General features: G+C 69.5%; 17 protein-coding genes and 1 pseudogene. 11 read left to right on the forward strand and 7 right to left on the reverse strand.

The annotated features are described in order from the left end of the window. Window positions 1-69: 69 nt before the first annotated feature. The 5 genes from C3B71_RS05080 (at window position 70) to C3B71_RS05100 (ending at window position 5956) form a co-directional block, all read left to right on the forward strand. Window positions 70-1452: an AAA family ATPase gene (locus C3B71_RS05080; RefSeq protein WP_108966547.1), complete on the forward strand. Its 1383-nt coding sequence runs from the start codon at window positions 70-72 to the stop codon at window positions 1450-1452. Continuing rightward, on the forward strand, window positions 1445-2065 hold the full coding sequence (locus C3B71_RS05085; RefSeq protein WP_108966549.1) for a hypothetical protein: 621 nt from the start codon (window positions 1445-1447) through the stop codon (window positions 2063-2065). The genes C3B71_RS05080 and C3B71_RS05085 overlap by 8 nt, the downstream gene beginning before the upstream one ends. Before the next feature lie 288 nt (window positions 2066-2353). After that, window positions 2354-3418 (forward strand): 3-isopropylmalate dehydrogenase, encoded by a 1065-nt coding sequence (locus C3B71_RS05090; RefSeq protein WP_108966551.1) that lies wholly within the window; start codon window positions 2354-2356, stop codon window positions 3416-3418. Window positions 3419-3585: 167 nt separating this feature from the next. After that, window positions 3586-4752: a branched-chain amino acid aminotransferase gene (locus tag C3B71_RS05095; protein WP_073327798.1), complete on the forward strand. Its 1167-nt coding sequence runs from the start codon at window positions 3586-3588 to the stop codon at window positions 4750-4752. Between the two features lie 76 nt (window positions 4753-4828). Continuing rightward, window positions 4829-5956, forward strand: a complete 1128-nt coding sequence (locus C3B71_RS05100) for an LCP family protein (protein ID WP_108966553.1) — start codon at window positions 4829-4831, stop codon at window positions 5954-5956. A 243-nt stretch (window positions 5957-6199) separates the two neighbouring features. On the opposite strand, the gene C3B71_RS05105 is transcribed toward C3B71_RS05100, so the two are convergent. The 3 genes from C3B71_RS05105 to C3B71_RS05115 all read right to left on the reverse strand — a co-directional run bounded on the left by C3B71_RS05105 (window position 6200) and on the right by C3B71_RS05115 (window position 8933). Next, window positions 6200-6892 carry a VTT domain-containing protein gene (locus C3B71_RS05105; protein WP_234416205.1) on the reverse strand — a complete coding sequence of 231 codons (693 nt, stop codon included), beginning with the start codon at window positions 6890-6892 and terminating at the stop codon, window positions 6200-6202. Window positions 6893-7068: 176 nt separating this feature from the next. After that, window positions 7069-7545 carry a GtrA family protein gene (locus C3B71_RS05110; RefSeq protein ID WP_073327793.1) on the reverse strand — a complete coding sequence of 159 codons (477 nt, stop codon included), beginning with the start codon at window positions 7543-7545 and terminating at the stop codon, window positions 7069-7071. A 188-nt stretch (window positions 7546-7733) separates the two neighbouring features. Next, window positions 7734-8933, reverse strand: a complete 1200-nt coding sequence (locus C3B71_RS05115; protein ID WP_199912616.1) for a hypothetical protein — start codon at window positions 8931-8933, stop codon at window positions 7734-7736. 209 nt (window positions 8934-9142) lie between these two features. Between C3B71_RS05115 and C3B71_RS05120 the strand changes: the two genes are divergently transcribed. The 3 genes and pseudogenes from C3B71_RS05120 (at window position 9143) to galE (ending at window position 12159) form a co-directional block, all read left to right on the forward strand. Continuing rightward, complete coding sequence (locus C3B71_RS05120; protein ID WP_108966557.1) at window positions 9143-10396, forward strand: 5-(carboxyamino)imidazole ribonucleotide synthase; 1254 nt, start codon at window positions 9143-9145, stop codon at window positions 10394-10396. A gap of 193 nt (window positions 10397-10589) precedes the next feature. Beyond that, window positions 10590-11081, forward strand: coding sequence for a 5-(carboxyamino)imidazole ribonucleotide mutase (gene purE / locus C3B71_RS05125; protein WP_073327790.1), 492 nt, complete (start codon window positions 10590-10592; stop codon window positions 11079-11081). A 77-nt stretch (window positions 11082-11158) separates the two neighbouring features. After that, window positions 11159-12159, forward strand: a pseudogene (gene galE / locus C3B71_RS05130) (UDP-glucose 4-epimerase GalE). A 132-nt stretch (window positions 12160-12291) separates the two neighbouring features. On the opposite strand, the gene C3B71_RS05135 reads toward galE, so the two are convergent. Then, the gene (locus C3B71_RS05135; RefSeq protein WP_234416108.1) at window positions 12292-13761 is read right to left on the reverse strand and encodes an LCP family protein; all 1470 of its coding nucleotides are present in this window, start codon (window positions 13759-13761) and stop codon (window positions 12292-12294) included. A 52-nt stretch (window positions 13762-13813) separates the two neighbouring features. Then, window positions 13814-15097 (reverse strand): LCP family protein, encoded by a 1284-nt coding sequence (locus tag C3B71_RS05140; RefSeq protein WP_108969576.1) that lies wholly within the window; start codon window positions 15095-15097, stop codon window positions 13814-13816. A 157-nt stretch (window positions 15098-15254) separates the two neighbouring features. Between C3B71_RS05140 and C3B71_RS05145 the strand changes: the two genes are divergently transcribed. After that, window positions 15255-16145, forward strand: coding sequence for a glycosyltransferase family 2 protein (locus C3B71_RS05145; RefSeq protein ID WP_234416109.1), 891 nt, complete (start codon window positions 15255-15257; stop codon window positions 16143-16145). 842 nt (window positions 16146-16987) lie between these two features. On the opposite strand, the gene C3B71_RS05155 is transcribed toward C3B71_RS05145, so the two are convergent. Both C3B71_RS05155 and C3B71_RS05160 read right to left on the reverse strand, forming a co-directional pair. Next, entirely contained in the window at window positions 16988-17341 is a 354-nt protein-coding gene (locus C3B71_RS05155) for a DUF2304 domain-containing protein (RefSeq protein WP_073327206.1), read from the reverse strand. 21 nt (window positions 17342-17362) lie between these two features. Beyond that, window positions 17363-18079, reverse strand: a complete 717-nt coding sequence (locus C3B71_RS05160) for a glycosyltransferase family 2 protein (RefSeq protein ID WP_073327205.1) — start codon at window positions 18077-18079, stop codon at window positions 17363-17365. A 111-nt stretch (window positions 18080-18190) separates the two neighbouring features. Here C3B71_RS05160 and C3B71_RS05165 point away from each other — a divergent pair, with 111 nt between their 5' ends. Together C3B71_RS05165 and C3B71_RS05170 are read left to right on the forward strand one after the other, a co-directional pair. Further along, complete coding sequence (locus C3B71_RS05165) at window positions 18191-18892, forward strand: acyltransferase (protein ID WP_108966564.1); 702 nt, start codon at window positions 18191-18193, stop codon at window positions 18890-18892. After that, window positions 18892-20022, forward strand: a complete 1131-nt coding sequence (locus tag C3B71_RS05170; RefSeq protein WP_108966566.1) for a DegT/DnrJ/EryC1/StrS family aminotransferase — start codon at window positions 18892-18894, stop codon at window positions 20020-20022. Before C3B71_RS05165 ends, C3B71_RS05170 begins: the two co-directional genes overlap by 1 nt.

Below are 20022 nucleotides of genomic sequence, written 5' to 3' on the forward strand. Positions count from 1 at the left end.
GTGTTGGAGCGGCACGGCTGTTAGCCTGGTCGGGGACTTGTGCAAACGCTGCGGGAAGGAGTCGAGGCCGTGCTGACCAGGATCGAGGTCTCGGGGTTCAAGAACCTCCGGGACGTCGCCGTTGACTTCGGCCCGATGACGGTGATCGCCGGGCCGAATGGCGTTGGGAAGTCGAACCTGTTCGACGCGATCGAGCTGCTCAGCCTCCTCGTGCAGTACCCGTACCGCGAGGCATTCCGGCGACTGCGTTCCGATGGCGGCCAGAAGACGCCGCTGCGCGTGCTCTTCCCGCCCGAGTCGCTCGCCGACGGACACACGGTCCGGCTCGCCGCGGAGGTCACGGCCGACGTCGACGTGACGCCGCCCTGGCAGATGGCGCTGCGCGATCCTCGGTCGGGGCTGCCAGCGGCCCCCACGCGTACGGAGAGGTTTCGCTACGAGGTCGAGTTCCGCGTCAATGAACGCGATGGCGACACCGACCTCACGTTGGTTCGGGAGCACCTCGTCTCCGACACTCGCGGGACGCACATCTGGACGAGCGAAGAGTCATTGGATAGCGATGATGCGTCAAATGACGACTCTTTTGACGTTGTCTTTGTTGGCCGCGATGATGTTGAGCCTCCACCAGGATATGGCCAGCAAGCTCTGCCGCTGCTTTCGGTCGAAGACAGTGTAAGTACCCTGCTCGGCCATCCGGCCGGTGCGGGCTCCTCACGAGCCGTCGCCGCCGTCGCTGCGCAGATGCGCTCGTGGCGCTTCCTGTCCCTTGAGCCCTCCGCTTTGCGGCGCTCGGATGACCGTGACGAGGAGGCGGACATCACGGCGTCGGGAGAGCACTTAGCCTCGACTCTCTACCGACGTGCCGCTCGGGACGGCGACCAGGTCTACGAGGACATCATCGATGCTCTGGCCCCGTTCCTTGAGATGCGCACGCTGCGAGTGGTCCCCAACGGCGACTACCTGGAGCTGCGCGCCAGGATCGGGGACGGGCCCGAGCTGTCCGCGCGCAGCCTCTCCGACGGCACCCTGCGTCTCATCGCACTCGCCGCTCTCGCGGTGCTGAATTCCGGCCCGAGCCTCGTCGCAATCGAGGAGCCGGAGAACGGCCTCCACCCCGCCAAGATCGCTGACATACTCGAACTGCTGCGCTCCATGACCGAAGCCCGTGACGGCCACGCCGGGCAGGTCCTCGTCAACACGCACTCGCCCTACTTGGTCCAGGACGCCATGCAAGACCACGCCGACGACGTGCTGTGCGCGGTGCCATGGCGACGCCGGGACGCCGACGGCCGCATCACGGAGTCCGTGACCTTCAATCCGTTGCCGGGCACTTGGCGGTCGGAGCAGTGGGAGCGCTCGGATGACCGCCCGCGGAGCTCGGCGCCGGTGTCGCGCTCTAAGCTCTTCGCATTCCTGTACAACCCCTCGGAGCCGGAGGAGACCGATGAGTGAGTACTGGCGGTGCGCCTTCATCGGTGAGGGAACCTCCGACAACAGGCTCGCTAAGGTACTCGAGCGGCTGCTCATGAGCATGCGTCCCGGTGCCGACGTGAACCTCGAACCCGAACCGCACGAGTGGAATGGGAAGCGTCCGAACAACGTTGAGGAGAAGATCAAGGCGCTGGCAGAAGAGCCGTATGACCTGATCTTCGTGCACCGCGACGCCGACAACGCAGGCATAGAGGCTCGGATCAAGGAGTGCCGCGAGCCGGGCGACGACCGCGTCGTGCCGGTGATCCCGGTGACGATGACCGAGGCCTGGGTGCTGGCGGACCTGTGGTCTAACGAGAAGGAGAAGGAGACCTTCCGAGCCTGGGCGTCGGGAAAGGGGCTCAGTCGTAAAGTGATCGAGGGGCTGGCCGACCCCAAGCGAACGCTGGAGGAGTACCTCAACCGGGATCGTTCTAGCTTCATGAAGGCGACCGCGTTTGCTCGAAAGCGCTCGCAACTCGTCGGCCAAATCCAGATAGGCGGTGACGTCAATCATCTGGAGGCCTGGAAGAGGCTCGAAGACGAGCTCAATGCCGCTCTGATCAGGGTGAGGCCATACCTGCGTAACGAGTAACGCGGGTGCCCCGGTTCGCGGTGGCTGCGTCTTCGCGTTGCACGACCTTGGTGCGCGTTCCACGACCACCCCGGGGTCGTGCAACACGCACAAAGGTCGTGGAACATCGCCCGGGGTCGTGCAACTACGCCGTGGTGACGGCGCGCAATGTCTGGGCGGTGCCGGGAAGTCGGCAGGTGGTGGGCAGGAGCGGCACAGTGCCTGCTGGCGGGTCCCGGGTCCGCCAACCGCCCGCCGGTATCTGAGATGCCCGCCCGGAGCGACAGCCGATCCGCTTAGGGTCGCCGCATGACGCAGACCATCAAGCTTGCAGTGATCCCCGGCGACGGCATCGGCAAGGAGGTGGTGCCCGAGGGCCTGAAGGTACTTGAGGCGGCCCTTGAAGGCAGCGGCGTCACCCTGGAGACCACCGACTTCGACCTGGGCGCCGAGCGCTGGCACCGCACCGGCGAGACCATCACGGACGCCGAGCTGGAGGACATCAAGACCCACGACGCCATCCTGCTGGGCGCCGTCGGCGACCCGTCGGTCCCCTCCGGCGTGCTCGAACGCGGCCTGCTGCTGCGCCTGCGCTTCGCCCTGGACCACTACGTCAACCTGCGCCCCTCCAAGTACTACCCGGGCGTGGCCACGCCCCTGGCCGACCCCGGGGACATCGACTTCGTGGTGGTGCGCGAGGGCACCGAGGGCCTGTACTGCGGCAACGGCGGCACCGTGCGCACTGGCACCCCGCAGGAGATCGCCACCGAGGTCAGCGTCAACACCGCCTACGGGGTCGAGCGCGTGGTGCGCTACGCCTTCGAGACCGCCCAGGCCCGCCCCGCCCACCACCTCACCCTGGTGCACAAGCACAATGTGCTCGTAAACGCCGGCCACCTGTGGCGCCGCGTGGTCGAGGAGGTCGGCACCGAGTACCCGGAGGTGAAGGTGGACTACTCCCACGTGGACGCCGCCACCATCTACCTGGTCACCGACCCGGGCCGCTTCGACGTGATCGTCACCGACAACCTCTTCGGCGACATCCTCACCGACGAGGCCGGCGCCATCACCGGCGGCATCGGCCTGTCGGCCTCGGGCAACCTCAACCCGGTCGGCGAGTTCCCCTCCATGTTCGAGCCGGTCCACGGCTCCGCCCCGGACATCGCAGGCCAGGGCAAGGCCGACCCGGTGGCCACCATCTCCGCCGTCGCCATGATGCTCAGCCACCTGGGTCTGGGCACCGCCGCCGCCCGCGTCCAGGCCGCCGTCGACGCCGACATGGCGGCCCGGGCCGCGGCCGAGGCTGTCGGCGCTCCGCTGGTGCGCACCACCAGCGAGATCGGGGATGCCATCACCGCCGCCGTGCGCGGCTGACACCGACGCGGACCCCGGCCCGGAGGCGGGCGCTGGAGGGTCCACGTGGGCGACGCCGTCGGCTCGCTTCGCCAGGGCATGCGCGCCCGGGCGAGGTCGACGGCGCGGATGGAGTCAGTATGTGAGAGACGCCCGTCCGCTGCGTGAAGCGGCGGTACAGTGCCGGTATGTCTGCCCCAGCCGTCGCACCCACACCCGATTCACTCGACACGCCCCTGGCCCGCGCCGCCGCCGTCCCGGTCCCTCCCGCCGACGCGCTCGCCGGGCGCTTCCCCCTGTCCGCCAATCCGCACCCGGCCACCGACGCCGAGCGCGCCCAGGCGCTGACGGACCTGCACTTCGGCCGGGTGTTCACCGACCACATGGCTCACGCCCGCTGGACGCGCGCGGACGGCTGGGGCGACTACGGCATCGTCCCCTTCGACGACCTGACGCTGTCGCCCGCCGCTGCCGTCCTGCACTACGCGCAGGAGATCTTCGAGGGCATCAAGGCCTATCGGCACGACGACGGCTCGATCTGGACCTTCCGGCCCCGCTACAACGCGGCCCGGCTCAACCTGTCCGCTCGGCGTATGGCCATCCCCGAACTGCCGGAGGACGACTTCATCGCCTCCCTGGTGGACCTGGTGCGCACCGACGCCGACTGGGTGCCCTCCGGTGAGGGGGAGTCCCTGTACCTGCGCCCCTTCGCCTTCGCATCCGAGGCCTTCCTGGGCGTGCACGCCGCCAGCACCATCGACTACTACGTGATCGCCTCCCCGTCGGGCGCCTACTTCACCCACGGCCTGCAGCCCATCTCCATCTGGGTCGCCCAGGACTACCACCGGGCCGGCCGCGGCGGCACCGGCTTCGCCAAGACCGGCGGCAACTACGCCTCGTCCCTGCTGCCGCAGGAGGAGGCCGACGCTCGGGGCTGCGACCAGGTGTGCTTCCTCGACGACGTCACCGAGAAGAACCTCGAGGAGCTCGGCGGCATGAACGTGATGGTGGTGGACGCCGACGGCACCGTGCGCACCCCGCGGCTGACCGGCACCATCCTGGAGGGCAACACGCGCAGCGCCATCATTCGCCTGCTGCAGGACTCCGGCCGGCGCGTCGTGGAGGAGACCATTCCACTGGAGGGCCTGCTGGAGGACATCTCCTCCGGCAAGGTCCGCGAGGTGTTCGCCTGCGGTACCGCCGCCGTCGTCGTACCGCTGGGGCGGCTGAAGGGCGAGGGCTTCGACGTGTCCATCGAGGGCAGTGAGGTCACCCACGAGATCTACGAGCGGCTCACCGGCATCCAGTACGGGCGCTTGGAGGACCCTTACAACTGGATGTACCGCCTGGCGTGACGTCGCAATCGGCTTGTGATCGGAACCCTGCGTCGGCGCGGTTTCTCGCGTCGGCGCGGTGTGATCAGATTGAACCATGAGCGATGACGAGCAGCGCGCGGGCGATGGCGCCTCCGGCAACTTCAGCGACGACGTGCTGGGCGGTGTCGGTCGGCCCGAAACCGGGCGCAGGCGGCGGCGCAGGCAACGCAGTGGGAGGCGCTGGCGCATAGCACTGGTGTCCGTGCTCGCCGTCGTGCTGGTGATTGTGGCCGGCACGGCGGTCGGCGGACTGTGGCTGCGCAACCACCTGTCGGGCAATATCGAGACCATCGGCGACCCCTTCGCCGCGATCGACTCCGCCGACCGTGCCCCCGAGCAGGACGCCGAGGATCCGGCGACGAACATCCTCGTGCTCGGCTCCGACTCGCGTATCAGTGCCGGTGACCCCAACCAGTGGGAGGCCGGCGCGCAGCGCACCGACGCGATCATGGTGGTGCAGATCAGTGGTGACCGCGAGGACGTCTCCGTCATGTCCATCCCGCGCGACTCCTGGGTGGACATCCCCGGCTACGGGCAGAACAAGATCAACGCCGCCTTCTCCTACGGTGGGCCGAGCCTGACGATCCAGACCGTCGAGCAGCTCACGGGCGTGCGCATCGACCACTTCGTGGTGGCGGATTTCGAGTCCTTCAGCAAGATCACCGACGCGATCGGTGGGGTCACCATCAACCTCAAGAGTGACCAGACACTCGCCGGCACCGACTTCAACGCCGGCGCGCAGTTGCTCAACGGCGAGCAGGCCCTCGCCTACGCGCGCGAGCGCAAGAGCCTGCCGGGCGGCGACTTCGACCGGGTCAACCGCCAGCAGGCCTGGATGCGGGCCATGGTCGGAGCCGTGCTGAATAACGGCATCCTGACCAGCCCGACGAAGCTGTACTCCTTCCTCACCACGCTCACCGAGACCCTGGCGGTGGACGAAGACTTCACCATCGGCGAGATGCAGTCCCTGGCGACCGCTCTGCGCGGCATCCACTCCACGGACATCAACTTCATGACCGTGCCGACGACCGGTACCGGCACCAGCGCCGATGGACAGTCGATCGTCCTGCTGGACGGCGATGCGGATGCGCCGCTGTTCGAGGCCTTCCAGAACGACGCCGTGGGGGACTACCTGGAGGACAACCCCGACGCCATCGAGTTGCTGCCCGCGACCGTGAATTGACGCTCACCGCGGGGCAGCCTGCGCTCGGCCGCTGACCGTCGTCTCGTACACGAGTTCCCCGCAAAGACACGCGTTTTAGAGGTTTGCGGGCGCAGGGTACGTGCAAAGCTCTAAAACTCGTGTTCCTGACGCAAACTCGTGTTCCCGGCGCAGGGGCATCGGTGACTGGGCGAGGTTGACGGTTCGCGTGTTCCGGTGGCGGTTCGTCAACGCAAGGGGCGCTACCCCGCTCCCGTCTGCGGCCTACTCGGCGACCTCGACCTCGACGACGGCGGGCTGCTCGGAGGTGGCCTTGGAGGAGCCCAGCTTGCTGCGCACGGCGCTGATCAGCATCGGCAGCACCGATACGAACACGATGGCCAGGATCATCACGTCTATGTTCTTCTGGATCCAGGTGATGGACCCCAGGAAGTATCCGAGCCAGGTGATGGCGAAGGCCCAGAAGGTGGCACCGAGCATGTTGAAGCCGAGGAAGTGGGTGTAGCGCATCCGGCCGACGCCGGCCATAACCGGGGTGAAGGTGCGCACGATCGGCACGAACTGGGCCAGCGTGATCGCCTTGCCGCCGTGCTTCTCGAAGAAGGCGGAGGTGCGCTCGACGTACTCCTGCTTGAACAGGCGCGAGTCCTCCCGGTTGAAGATCGCCGGGCCCGCCTTGCGTCCGATGAGGTAGCCGGTCTGGTTGCCGACGATTGCGGCGACCCATAGCAGGGGTGCGGCCACCCAGATGGGCACGCCCACGGCACCGGTGGCCACGAACATTCCCAGGGTGAACAGCAGCGAGTCGCCGGGCAGGAAGAAGCCGACCAGCAGCCCGGTCTCGGCGAAGATGACGAGCATGACGCCCACGATCGCCCAGGGGCCGAACCACTCGACGATCTTGGTGATGATGTTGGCGGCGTCGAGCCATTCCGGGCCGAGCGCGGGTGCGGGCATGGCGGGCAGGGCCGACAGCGCCCCGGAGGACAATGCGGTTACCGGGATCAATGCAGTCACGTTTACAGGGTAGGAATAAACCCTGGATGGTCGCCGAGACGGGCATCGCATCTGGCCTGTGGAATTGGGCACGCCGGTGTGAGCCGTGCGGCTTGCGGTCCCGACGGGCGGCCGGCTCAGCGGTCGCGGGAGGCGGCGTCGCCGGTGAACACCACGTAGTGGTAGAAGAGGAAACGGAAGGCGGTCCCCAGGGCGAAGCCCACGAAGTATGCGGCGATGTTGTCCGCCAGGGGGCCGCTCAGGCCCAGGATGTGGTGGGTGAACAGAAGACAGAACTGGGTGATCAGGATCCCGCCGGCGTTGGCGAAGGCGAACAGGAACGCCTCCCGGGCGGTGTTCTCCTGGGTGCGACCGCGGTAGGTCCAGGAGCGGTTGGCCACCCAGGAGAAACAGGTGGCTACGCAGGCGGAGATCACGTTGGCGGTGTTCGGGTGCCCGGCGAGCACGCCCAGCGGACCGTGCTGGAGCAGGTTGAACAGGCCGGAGTCGATGACGAAGGCGAGTGCGCCGACCAGCCCGAACTGGGTCAGCTCCTGCAACCAGGCCAGCAGTCGTGCCCCCAGGGCCGTGGGGGGCTCGGCAGTTGCGGCCACGGCGTCGTCGGAGAATGCCGCGGGGCTATCGGGTGCGGTGCTCGCGGCCTTGACGCGAGGGGGCACCGGGTCGGCAGCGGTGGTTCTGGCCAACGCCTCGGGTCTCGCTTTCGTCACGGACACGATCATAGGAGCGTGCGATGTGCGCGCGCTGAGAACGTGTTCGGCGTCACCCATGGGGTGACGTGCTACGGCACCCAGGTGATGGCGCCGAAGCCGTCCCACACCCAACTGACCCAAAACACCTGTCCCACCATCCCGAGGGCGAGCAGAGTCGCCCGCACGCGCGGCGTCGTCCGGGCGGCCAGCGCCCACCCGGCCGGAGCGAGCGGCAGCAGCAGGCGCAGCACCGACGTGGTCGGGTCGAAGAAGACCAGCAGGTACAGGCAGTAGCCCACGCACCACAGCCACGCCGGCCTGCCCAGCCGCCGCAGCGATGGCGCCGACAACGCCAGGGCACCGACCATCACGAACCCGGCCAGCAGCAGTGGACCCAGATGGTCGCCCACCCACCAGCCACTTCGCGTCAGCCAGGGCAGCAGGGGCGTCAGCTCGCCGCCACGCCAGGACGTCTCCGTGGCGGTGTAGGCGTCGGCACGGCCGGTAACCGCCCAGGCGAGCAGCGGCCAGGCCAGGGCGCTCGCGGCCGCCACGCCGCTCAGGGCCAGCAGTCCTCGGCGCGCGCTGGGTCCCAGCGGCGCGTTCCCGGCTCCGCTGAGCTCCAGGGCGCCCCCGACCGACGGCGTCGTGGTGGACCGTCGCGCACACGCCGTCTCCCACAGCCACCACAGTCCCAACGCCGCCGTCAGTGGCACCCCGAGCGGCCGCGCGAAGGCCGCCGCGACCACGGCCGGCGCCGCCGCTAGGAAGCGACCCCGCTCGGCCAGGAGCAGTGCCAGCGCCACTGCCAGCAGGCCGAGCGACTCCGCGTACGGCAGTTGCAGTACCACGGCGCAGGGAGAACCCCACACCAGCGCCACCGCCCACAGGGAGGCGGCTGCCCCCACGCGGGGCGCCAGCCAGCGGTCCATCACCTGCGCCGCCAGCGCCGACGCCACCAGCGACACGATGGTGGCGCAGGCGTAGAAGGACCAGCCCGTCCAGGCCAGGGCCCGGGCCAGCAGGGGCAGCAGGGGCATGAAGGCCCACGCGTTCTGCTGCACCGTGCCGTTCGCGTCGGTCGGCAGCTGCGTCGGATAGCCCTCGCGCACGATGCGCTCGTACCAGCCGGAGTCCCAGAAGGAGGCGTGCTGCATCCACGACGGGCTCGCCGGGGCCCACACGGTGGGCCCGGTGTCCTGTGCGCCCAGCCGCAGGATCAGCAGTGAGAGCGCGCTCGTTGCCGCCCACACCCCCAGCACCGCCGCCCAGTGCGGCAGTGAAGCCAGGGAAGGCCGGGAGGTTGGGGAAGACTCCGGGGCCGGTCGGGCGCCGGGTGCGCCGCCGGCGGGGGAGCCGTTGTCGACGCGCGCGGTGAAGGCGGCCGACGCAAGCGGTTCGTTGCCGACGTGCGCGGGTGAGTTGGGCTTGGGGGAGTCCGGGGGCGTGGAATCAGACACGGCGCCAGCGTACGGGGCGCCGGCGCTAGGCTGACGCCGTGAGCGCACCCATTCTCGCCGTGATCGGCGGCGGTCAGTTGGCCCGCATGATGCAGGAGGAGGCCTCCGCCCTCGGCATCCACCTGCGCACGCTCGTGGAGACGCCGGACGGCTCGGCCGCCCAGGTGACCGTCGACGCCCCGGTGGGCCGGGCCGACGACGCCGACGCCGTGCGCGCCCTGGTGACCGGCGCCGCCGCGCTCACCTTCGAGCACGAGCACCAGGACTCGGCCCTGCTGACCCAGTTGCAGGCGGAGGGTGTGCCGGTGCGCCCGGCCCCCGAGGCGCTGCTGCTGGCGCGCGACAAGCTCGCCATGCGCCGCGCCGTCGACGCCGCCGGACTACCACAGCCGGCCTGGGCGGAGATCGCCGGGAACGCGCAGGAGATGCGCGCCCAGATCGGCGCCTTCGCCGCCGACCACGGCTGGCCGGTGGTGCTCAAGACCCCGCGCGGCGGTTACGACGGGCATGGCGTGCTCATGGTCGACTCCGCCACCGCCCTCGACGACGGCGAGGCCGCCACCTGGCTGGAGGCCACCGCGGCCGCCCGCGCCGGGCATGCCACCAACGGCACGGGCGGGGGCGGCTCCCTGGGCGGCGGCGCCGTCACCAGCCTGCTGGTGGAGGCGGCCGTCCCCTTCACCCGCGAACTGGCGGTGCTGCTCGCCCGTCGCCCCTCCGGGCAGATCGCGGTCTGGCCGGTGATTGAATCCGTACAGTCCGACGGCATTTGTGTGGAGACGGTGGCGCCGGCCCCCGGGCTCGATCCGGCCGCCGCCCGCCAGGCCGAGCACATTGGTCGCACCATCGCCGAGCGGGCCGACGTCACCGGCGTGCTGGCCGTGGAACTGTTCGCCGTCGAAGCCCCGGAGGGCACTCGCCTGTACATCAACGAGTTGGCCATGCGCCCGCACAACTCCGGGCACTGGACCCAGGACGGGGCCCTCACCAGCCAGTTCGCCCAGCACCTGCGCGCCGTCCTCGACCTCCCCCTGGGGGCGACGACGCCGACCGCCCCCACCACCGTCATGGTCAACTACCTGGGCGGGGACAGCCTCCCGCCCGCCGACGTCCTGGCCCGCGCCCTGGAGTGCGAGCCCCGGGCGCACATCCACCTGTACGGCAAGCAGTGGCGCCCCGGCCGCAAGCTCGGACACGTCAACCTGACCACCTCGGCCACCGACCCGGCGGAGATCGACGCCGTACGCGAGCGTGCCCGCGCCGTCGTCGCGATCCTGCGCGGCGAGGCCTGAGCGGGCCGCCGAGGCCCGCCCGGCGCCGGTTGGGCATAGGCTTGCTGAGCATGCTCGTGCCTTGGCGGCGCTGTTCCGATGCCGCGCCGCGGTCGGTGCGGGTGATGCGCGGCAAACGGCAGATTCGGTGAATTCAGCGTAGGAGCGCCCCGTGAGCAACCAGCAGGACCAGCAGCCAGTCGTCGGCATCGTCATGGGGTCGGATTCCGACTGGCCCACCATGCGGGCCGCCGCCGACGCCCTCGACGCCCTCGGCGTCCCCTACGAGGCCGACGTGGTCTCCGCCCATCGCATGCCCGACGAGATGCTCGCCTACGGGCGCGAGGCCGCCGGGCGCGGGCTGCGCGTGATCATCGCCGGTGCGGGCGGTGCCGCCCACCTGCCGGGGATGCTCGCCGCCGTCACCGAACTGCCCGTGATCGGCGTGCCCGTGCCGCTGAAGTACCTGGACGGCATGGATTCACTGCTGTCGATCGTGCAGATGCCCGCCGGGGTGCCGGTCGCCACCGTGTCCATCGGCGGCGCCCGCAACGCGGGCCTGCTCGCCGCCCGCATTCTGGGCGCGGGACAGGGGCCCGAGGCCGAGCGGCTGCGTGCGGCCATGCGAGCCTTCCAGGCGGAGCTGGCCGAGACCGCGCACGCCAAGGGGGAGGCGCTGCGCCGGGAAGTCGCCGCCCGCTCCTGACTCGACACTGCGGTCCGGTCCGCCGAACCGGACTTTAGATGCACGCGGGGTCACGGCGCGCCCGGTACGATTTGCCCATGAGCATCCTCGTCGCGGGAGGTGCCGGCTACATCGGCGCCCATGTTGTTCGTCTGCTGCTGGAACGTGGGGATGAGGTCGTCGTCGTAGACGACCTGTCCTACGGAACCCCCGGGCGCGTGGAGGGCGCCGAGCTGGTTGAGCTCGACGTCGCCGCCGGCAACGCCACCGAGGTCCTGACCGACCTGATGGAGCGTAAGAACGTCACGGCGGTCATCCACTTCGCCGCCCGCAAGCAGGTGGGGAGTCCGTGGCCCGCCCCGCCTGGTACTACCAGCAGAACGTGGGCGGTCTGGCCAACATGCTGGCCGCCATGGAGCAGGCCCGTGTGGAGCAGATGATCTTCTCCTCCTCCGCCGCGGTCTACGGCATGCCGCCGGTGGAGGTCGTGCCCGAGGACATCGACTGCCACCCGATCAACCCCTATGGGGAGACCAAGCTGATCGGCGAGTGGATGATGGCCGACTGCGAGCGCGCCTGGGGGCTGCGCTGGGCGGGACTGCGCTACTTCAACGTCGCCGGCGCCGGCTGGGACGACCTGGGCGACATGGCGACCCTCAACCTCATCCCCATGGTGCTGGATCGCCTGGCCCGCGGTGAGTCCCCGAAGATCTTCGGCACCGACTACCCCACCCCGGACGGCACCTGCATCCGCGACTACATCCACGTGCGCGACCTGGCCAGCGCCCACATCGCCGCGCTGGACCGCCTGGCCGGCAACGAGGAGCTGGACCAGCACGTCTTCAACGTGGGCACCGGGAAGGGCGCGTCGGTTCGTGAGGTGGTCTCCAAGGTGATCGACGCCGTCGCCGCCGCCACCGGCCAGCGGGTGGAGCCGGAGGAGCTGGGCCGTCGTGCCGGCGACCCGCCGCAGCTGATCGGCGACGCGACCCGCATCCGTGAGGTGCTCGGCTGGGAGGCCGAGCACGATCTGGACGACATCGTCTCCTCGTCCTTCTCCGCCTGGCAGGCCGACCCCGACCGGCCCCACTTCGGCTGAGGTCTACCCCCACTACCTCCAACCTGGCATTCGCCCCGCGCGGTTCCCCTTTCGGGGAGCGCGCGGGGCGCTCGTGTCGGCCTGGGAGTTGACGGTTTGCCGCAGCCCCCGATTGGCCGGCGCACCAGGTGCTCAGGACTGGTTGAAATCGCTGGTCTGCAGCGTGCCCTCGCGCAGCTTGCCGAAGAAGCCAGGGGCAGTGGTGTCCTCCAGCAGGACGGCGGCGCCGATTCCTCCCGGCTCGTAGTCCAGGCTGGCGATCGGCGGTGCCCCGGTCAGGCCGGCGTTGGAGGCGGAGCGGAAGGCCAGCAGCATTTGTCCCAGGTCGACCATGGAGGCGTCTTGATCGACCACAAGCGCCTGAGTGCCGGCGTTCACCAGCGTGTCCTGCTGCGAGAAGCTCGTCAGGGTGGAGGTGGAGACCGCCTTGGAGACCACTGCGGAGATGACCGCACGCTGCCGCAGGCCGCGCCCGATGTCACCGGTCGGGTCGGACTTGCGCATACGGGAATAGGCCAGCGCCTTCTCCCCGTCGACGTCCTGACACTCGCCCTGGGAAGTGTCCCAAACCAGGCCGGAGTCGGCGTCGTTGACGTCGTAGTCCAGGCAGACGTTGATGCCGCCGACGGCGTCCACCATGGAGGACACTCCGCCCATACTGACCTCGACGTAGTGGTCAACGGTCAGTCCGGTCAGCTGTTCGACGGTGGCTACCAGCAGGGTGGGGCCGCCGTAGGAGTAGGCGGCGTTGATCTTGTTGCCGCCGTAACCGGGGATCTCCACAAAGGTGTCGCGGGGCAGCGAGGTCAGTGAGGCCTGTCCTCCGGGCGCCTTGTGCAGCAGCATGATCGAGTCGGAGCGGGCGCCCTCGGTGTTGTCGACGACGGCGCCGTCGGCACGGGAGTCGGAGCCGACGATCAGCCAGGTCTCCCCGGGGGTGTCGTCCGCGCCGGACAGCGCTTCGACGCGCTGCAGCTTGGAGTTCACGTCGTGGGCCAGCCAGGCGACGCGCGCACCGACCAGCGCCAGCAGGAGCACCAACACCGCGGCGACCCACCGCAGCGGGTGGTGTCGCCTCTTGCGGGTGGGGGGTGACGGCGGTTCGGGCTGAGTGTGATCGTTCAGTGCGGACGTGGGCGCCAGCGTGCCCGGGCGTGCCGCGGCGGGTGGGCGGGGCACATTGCGACTGCGTTCCGAGGGGGCGGCACCGGCCGGCAGCACCCGGGTGCCCTCGGGGGCACGCGCCGAGCGGGAGCTTGTGGAACTCAGAGGTACCGCCGACGATCCGGCTCGCGCCCGACTCCTGGGGGCGGCGCCGCTGCGCCCGGTTTCACTCGCCCGGACGGGAGCGCCGCCAGACGACGACGTCGAGGCTCGTCGCTGGAGCGGGCGGCGGGGGGCGGCACCGCTGTGAGCGGCGGCGTCGCCGTCGGCACTGCGTCCGTTGGGCCGTGGCTCGAAACTGGCGGGTGTCGTGGCCGGGCGGCGGGCCTGCTGGCCGGAGGGCCGGGCCGGACGGCCAGGGTTGCTGGTCCGGCGGCTGGGCTTGCCGTTTCCGGGGGTGAATGACGGGGGAAGATCGCCGTCGTCGGTGGAACTCACCGGTGCCTGGCCTCCTGTCCCTTGGGCTCGGTTGCGGTGTCGTGGGCCTGTTTCAGTAGCACTGGGCGGCGGGGTCCTCCGGGGTGGCGTCGGCGGTGGGGGTCGTCTCATTCGCGGTGGTGCCGGACTGGTCGGAACTGGAGCTTGGCTGCGTCGCCTGGTCATCCTGCGCCGCGTCGGGGGAGGTGGCGTCAGCCGAGGAATCCGTGGGCTCCTGAGCAGCCGTATCACTCAGGGCCTCGGAGATGGGGGTGTCGGCCTTCATCGCCGCCCATACGGCGTCGGCCTCATCCGTGGGCAGTGCGCGGTTGCGATCCCAGGGCGCCTCCTCATTGGGCATGGTGATCAGGGTCACCTGGTCCATGCCGACGTCGCCGATGGACAGGGCCAGCCCGGCCAGGTTGGTCAGGGAGCCGAAGCCCGGCGAGGCCGTCAGCGAGCCCAGGGCGGCGCGGGCGAAGCTGTACAGGGCGTCGGCGTCGGTGAGGTAGTTCTTGGACTTGGCGGTTCGCAGCATCGCTGCCACCAGGTTCTGCTGGCGGGGCATGCGTTGGCGGTCCGAGCCGTCGCCGACGCCGTGGCGCACGCGCGCGTATTGCAGGGCGGTGGCGCCGTCCAGGTGCTGGCAGCCGCTTTCCAGGACCAGCTTGGTGTATTCGGTGTCGTTGATGTCCTCGTCCACGTACAGGTTGACACCGCCGAGCGCGTCGACCGTGGTGATCAGGCCGTTGAAGTCCACGACCAGGTATTCGTCGATGTACAGGCCCGTCAGCTCTTCGACGGTAGCGAGGGTGCAGGCCACCCCGGCGGCGACGGCGTCATCATCGGCGCTGGCGCCGGCTCCGTTGGCGAAGGCGGTGTTGAACGCGGTGTAGGACATGGGCTCTGTGGAGCCGCCGTCGGCGGTCTTGCAAGCGGGGATGTCCACCAGTAGATCGCGCGGGATGGAGACGAGCTCGATGCGGGAACGATCTGCAGGGAGGTGGAGGATCATGGCGGTGTCCGAGCGGGCCACCGCCACCTCCTCGCTGCCCTCGGAGCCGTCGACGTTATTGGCCCCCGCGCGTGAGTCGGTTCCCAGAATGAGGATGTTGACAGCCTGGCCCTCATAGCTGTCCGCCACCTGCCGCGTGTCGCGGTTGTCGTCCAGCAGATCGTTGATGTCGATGGTGTTCACCTGCGACTGGAGGTCGTGGTAGGCGATACCGACGCCGGAGACCACGAACAGCACCACGGCGAACCCGGCTAGCAGGAACCGGCGCGCGGTGCGTCGCGTCAGATCCTTGGCGGAATGCCTCGCGTGTGGTTTGGGCTTGGCGTGGGAGGGCACGTCCATGATCATAAGGAACCCGTCTGTGAGAAGCTGTGATTCCGCGCTCTTTACGCGGAGGAATCTCAGACGATTGTCGTCATTTCCTGTTCATTCCACCCTAAGGTATGCGGCTTCTCACGGGTGCGCACACGCGGGCGGATGCGCGTGTAGTCTCCCACGCGTGACTGACGCAACGCCTACCTCGCCCCACGCCTCGGCCGGGCCGCCGCCGGAGACGATTCGCGTGGTCACGGTCGCCTACAACCCGGGCGAGGAGCTTGAGCGCTTCCTTGAAACCCTGTGCGCCGCCACCAGGCGGACCCCGAACGTGGTCATTGCCGACAACGGCACCGAGCATGAGTACGTCAACCGTGCCGCCGAGCACTTCGGGGCGCGCGTGGTCGGCGACGGCACCAACCGCGGATACGGGGCGGGAGCCAACCTCGCGGCCCGCGATCTGACCGAGGACTGGCTGGTGGTCGCCAATCCGGACATCCAGTGGCGCCCGGGCAGCCTGGACACGCTGATCGAGGCGGGGCACGCCGAGCCTCGGGCCGGTTGCCTGGGGCCGCGGCTGCTGAACCCGGACGGGAGCGTCTACCCGTCCGGTCGGGCCCTGCCGTCCCTGGTGGGTGGGGCAGGCCACGCCATCCTGGGGAAGGTGTGGCCGGGGAACCCTTTCTCCTCCGCCTATCACGGCACGAATGAGGATGCTACGCACGCCGTCGGCTGGCTGTCCGGGGCCTGCCTGCTGTTGCCCGCTGCCGCCTGGAAACGGCTGGGCGGGTTCGACGAGGACTACTTCATGTTCTTCGAAGACGTCGACCTGGGCGCGCGCGTGGGGAGGGCCGGCTGGCTCAACCTGCAGGTGCCGGACGCCGTCGTCGTACACGCGCAGGGCGCCAGCTGGAAGAGCCGGCCCGAGCGCATGATCCGCGCTCACCACGCCTCCGCGCGCCGCTACATCAACGCCAGTCACCCGGCCGTCTGGCAGGCGCCCGTGCGCTGGGCGGTGTCCGCGGGGTTGAAGGCCCGCGAGGAGATCGCCGTGCGCGCAGCCCGCCGCGGCTGAGACTGCCCGGAAGGACGATCGTCCCCATCGCTACGACCCCGCCGAGGTCCAGGTGGCCCTCAAGGCGGTGCGCGCGGGAGACTGACTTGCCATGGCCTTCTCTGCTTTCTTGATGCGTGCGTGCTTGTTCCCAGCACACTGCGGGACGTCCTGTTAGAGATCGGGTGCACCGACGCCTTTAGACCGTTGTGGAGCAAGCAGGTAGAGGACGAAGTAGAGGCAACGGTGATGCGACTTCCCTGACGAGTTTCTGCTCGACTTGCTCGGTCTAAGTCCGAGTAGCGTGTGCCGGGCGCTTGCTGAAGTTCTTGGCAGGACGGGACGCAAGGGACCGAGATGGGACCTGGACGATCTCCTGAGGCGGTTCGAGCGTGAAAGACTCAACACGTTTGCCGATGCTGTTCGTCAGGCCTGGCCCGGGGCTGAAGGAAGTTCCGACGAGTAGGTTTCGCGATGGCGGACTCCGTCACGTGCGGCACGTCTTAGGGCCTTAGGTCCTGTTGTGTAAGTGCTTGGGTGGCGGTGTGTGGATGTTTAGCCTGTCGGTTGGACCGCTGTTCCCCGGTTGGACCGCTGTTCCCCGGTTGGACCCCTGTTCCCCCGTTGGACCGCCGTAGCCGCCGGTTACAGCGGTCCAACGGGGCGTGGGCGGTCCAACGGGGCGTGGGCGGTCCAACCGGGGCGGTGCAAGACCCACTCGCCCCCTTCGACGGGCGCACACCAAGCCCACTCAAGCTGGGGCCCCGTAGCCACCAGGTACGACGAACTCGCCGCCCGCTATCAGACCACCATCCACATCGCCAGCACCACCCCACCAGCACAAACGACTCACACAACACGACCTAGGGCAGCGAGGGCGGCGGCGGGGCGTCGTCGAGTGCGACACGCCGGGCCAGCCGGGTGATCTGCCGTTCGCGGGCGGCGTTGCGCCGGAACGAGGACAGGATCTGGAACAGGAAGGCCACGACCAGCGCATACAGCAGCAGGTCGGTGCCGCGGCCGACCCCCACCAGGTGCGCCAACCGGGTCAGCAGCGATGGCGCCACGATCGCGGCGATGGCGAAAATGACGAAGGCCAGGGTCAGGAGTCGGCGGCCGGCCTGATGGCGCGCCCCGCCCGGTGAGCGCAGCATCATCCACCCCATGGCGGCGACCGCGGCGATGAGGAAGACCTGAATGATGATCTGTGAGCTCATGACATCAAGTATGGGGGTGGGTTACGAGAACAGCAGGTCAACGAGGATGTTGATCGAGTTCCACAGTGACTGCCCCTTGCCCTTGGAGTAGTCGGTGTAGGCGATGTGTACCGGGAACTCCCGCCACGGCAGCCCGGTGGCGCCTAGCTGGCGGATGATCTCGGAGGCGTGCGCCATCCGGTTTTGGCGCAGGTCGAGCCGGGCGGCGGCGTCGCGGCGGATTACTCGCAGGCCGTTGTGCGCGTCGGTCAGGTGCATGCCGGTGGTGTGCGAGGCCGCCACCGCGGCAGTCTTCAGCACGAGTCGTTTGAGCCAGCCGACGGGGGAGGGACCCTGGAGGAACCGCGACCCCAGCACGAACGCCAGGTCCTCATCCCGGGCAGCCTGCACCATGGCGGCGGCGTCGGCCACCGAGTGTTGCCCGTCGGCGTCGAAGGTCACCACGAAGTTGGCGTCGGTACGCTCCAGCACATAGGTGATGCCGGTCTGCAGCGCCGCCCCCTGACCCAGGTTGAGCGGATGCCGGACGACGACGGCGCCGCCCGCCGCGGCCTGTGCTGCCGAGTCGTCCCGCGAGCCGTCGTCGACGGCGACGACCAGCGGGAAGACGCGCCGCGCCTCCTCAATGACGCCGCGCACCACCTGAGCCTCGTTGAACAGGGGAATCACCAGCCAGGCGTCGGTGAGCGGGACAACCGGAGCGGGTGGCGGCGACTGCTGGCCATCGGTGGACGTCACCGCCGCATTCTCGCACACGATTGTCCTAAGATGGCCACGCAGTGCCGCCCGGTTGAGGTCGGTGCTCCGATGTACGCCCAGTGCCCAGCTTCAGGCCAGTGAGGAGCCGCCATGAGCCCGGCCAGTCCCGCCCGGATCGCCCCATCCGCCGACGTCTCACCCGACGCGACCATCGGGGAGGGCTCATCCATCTGGCATCTGGCCCAGGTTCGCGAGCACGCGGTGCTCGGTGAGGGCTGCATCGTGGGCCGCGGCGCCTACATCGGCGAGGGCGTGCGCATGGGGCGCAATTGCAAGGTGCAGAACTACGCCCTGATCTACGAGCCCGCCCGGCTGGCGGACGGCGTGTTCGTCGGCCCCGCCGTCACCTTCACCAACGACCACTTCCCCCGCGCCGTCAACCCCGACGGCTCCCTGAAGTCGGCCTCTGATTGGGAACCGGTCGGCGTAACCGTGGAGGAGGGTGCCTCCATCGGGGCGCGCGCTGTGTGTGTCGCCCCCGTGCGCATCGGCGCATGGGCCACCGTCGCCGCCGGCGCCGTCGTCACCAAGGACGTGCCCGCACACGCGCTGGTGGCCGGGGTTCCCGCCCGCCGCATCGGCTGGGTGGGCCGCGCCGGCGAGCCGCTCGTCCCCGTGCAGGAAGACGCCGCGAACGCGACCTCGCGCAATGACGCCGCCCCCGCCGATGTCGCCGGCGAGCCGGCCCCCGCAGGCACGCGCCGGTGGCGCTGCCCCGCAACCGGCACCCTGTACGAAGAAACACTTGCCCCCAACAGTTCCGAAAACACGATCCGGGAGGTCACCCACTGATGTCACGCGAGTTCATTCCCGCCGCCAAGCCGATCATCGGGGACGAGGAGCGCGCCGCCGTCGACGCCGTCCTGGCCTCTGGCATGGTCGTCCAGGGGCCGCAGGTCGCCGCCTTCGAGGAGGAGTTCTCCACCCAGGTGGTCGCCGGCGCCCACTGCGTCGCCGTCAACTCCGGTACCTCCGCCCAGCACCTGGCCACCCTGGCCAGCAACCTCAAGGCCGAGGGCGGTGCCCCGGAGGTGATCGTCCCCTCCTTCACCTTCGCGGCCACCGGCAACTCCGTGGCCATCACCGGTGCCAAGCCCGTCTTCGCCGACATTGACCCGGTCACCTTCACCCTGGACCCGGCCTCGGTGGAGGCCGCCATCACCGACAACACGGTCGCCATTGAGGTGGTGCACCTGTACGGCCTGCCGGCGAACATGGACGCCATCATGGAGCTCGCCGCCCGCCACCACCTGGCGGTCTTCGAGGACTGCGCCCAGGCGCACGGCGCCGCCATCAACGGCAAGCCCGTGGGCACCTTCGGGGCATGGGGGTCCTTCTCCTTCTACCCGACCAAGAACATGACCACCCTGGAGGGCGGCATCGTCTCCACCTCCGACGCCGAACTGGCGCGCCGCGTGCGTCTGCTGCGCAACCAGGGCATGGAGAAGCAGTACGCCAACGAGCTGGTGGGCCTGAACAACCGCATGACGGACGTGGCCGCCGCCGTCGGCCGGGTGCAGCTGAAGAAGCTGGACGGCTGGACCGAGGCGCGCCGTGCCAATGCCGCCGCCCTGGACGCCGGACTCGCCGACGTCCCCGGCGTGATCACCCCGGCCGTCCCCGACGGCTACCGGCACGTCTACCACCAGTACACGATCCGCCTGGAGGGGGCCACCGCCGCCGAGCGCGACGCCGCCCAGAGCGCCCTGCGCGAGGAGTGGCAGGTCGGCTCCGGCGTCTACTACCCGATCCCCAACCACCGCCTGGACTCCCTGGCCCCCTACGCACCCGACCTCGAACTGCCGAACACCGAACTGGTCGCCCGCGAGTGCCTCTCCCTGCCGGTCCACCCCTCCCTGTCGCAGGCCGACCTGGATCGCATCGTGCAGGCCGTGGACGCCGTCGTGAAGGCGGGTGTCTGA

Source organism: Actinomyces sp. Z16, assembly GCF_003111765.1.
Taxonomy (GTDB): Bacteria; Actinomycetota; Actinomycetes; order Actinomycetales; family Actinomycetaceae; genus Actinomyces; species Actinomyces glycerinitolerans.

Coding starts and splice junctions, on each gene's coding strand:
- C3B71_RS05085 (WP_108966549.1), top strand. CDS start 1,445: ATGAGTGAGTACTGGCGGTGCGCCTTCATCGGTGAGGGAACCTCCGAC.
- C3B71_RS05090 (WP_108966551.1), top strand. CDS start 2,354: ATGACGCAGACCATCAAGCTTGCAGTGATCCCCGGCGACGGCATCGGC.
- C3B71_RS05095 (WP_073327798.1), top strand. CDS start 3,586: ATGTCTGCCCCAGCCGTCGCACCCACACCCGATTCACTCGACACGCCC.
- C3B71_RS05100 (WP_108966553.1), top strand. CDS start 4,829: ATGAGCGATGACGAGCAGCGCGCGGGCGATGGCGCCTCCGGCAACTTC.
- C3B71_RS05105 (WP_234416205.1), bottom strand. CDS start 6,892: ATGCCCGCACCCGCGCTCGGCCCGGAATGGCTCGACGCCGCCAACATC.
- purE (WP_073327790.1), top strand. CDS start 10,590: ATGGGGTCGGATTCCGACTGGCCCACCATGCGGGCCGCCGCCGACGCC.
- C3B71_RS05140 (WP_108969576.1), bottom strand. CDS start 15,097: ATGGACGTGCCCTCCCACGCCAAGCCCAAACCACACGCGAGGCATTCC.
- C3B71_RS05155 (WP_073327206.1), bottom strand. CDS start 17,341: ATGAGCTCACAGATCATCATTCAGGTCTTCCTCATCGCCGCGGTCGCC.
- C3B71_RS05165 (WP_108966564.1), top strand. CDS start 18,191: ATGAGCCCGGCCAGTCCCGCCCGGATCGCCCCATCCGCCGACGTCTCA.
- C3B71_RS05170 (WP_108966566.1), top strand. CDS start 18,892: ATGTCACGCGAGTTCATTCCCGCCGCCAAGCCGATCATCGGGGACGAG.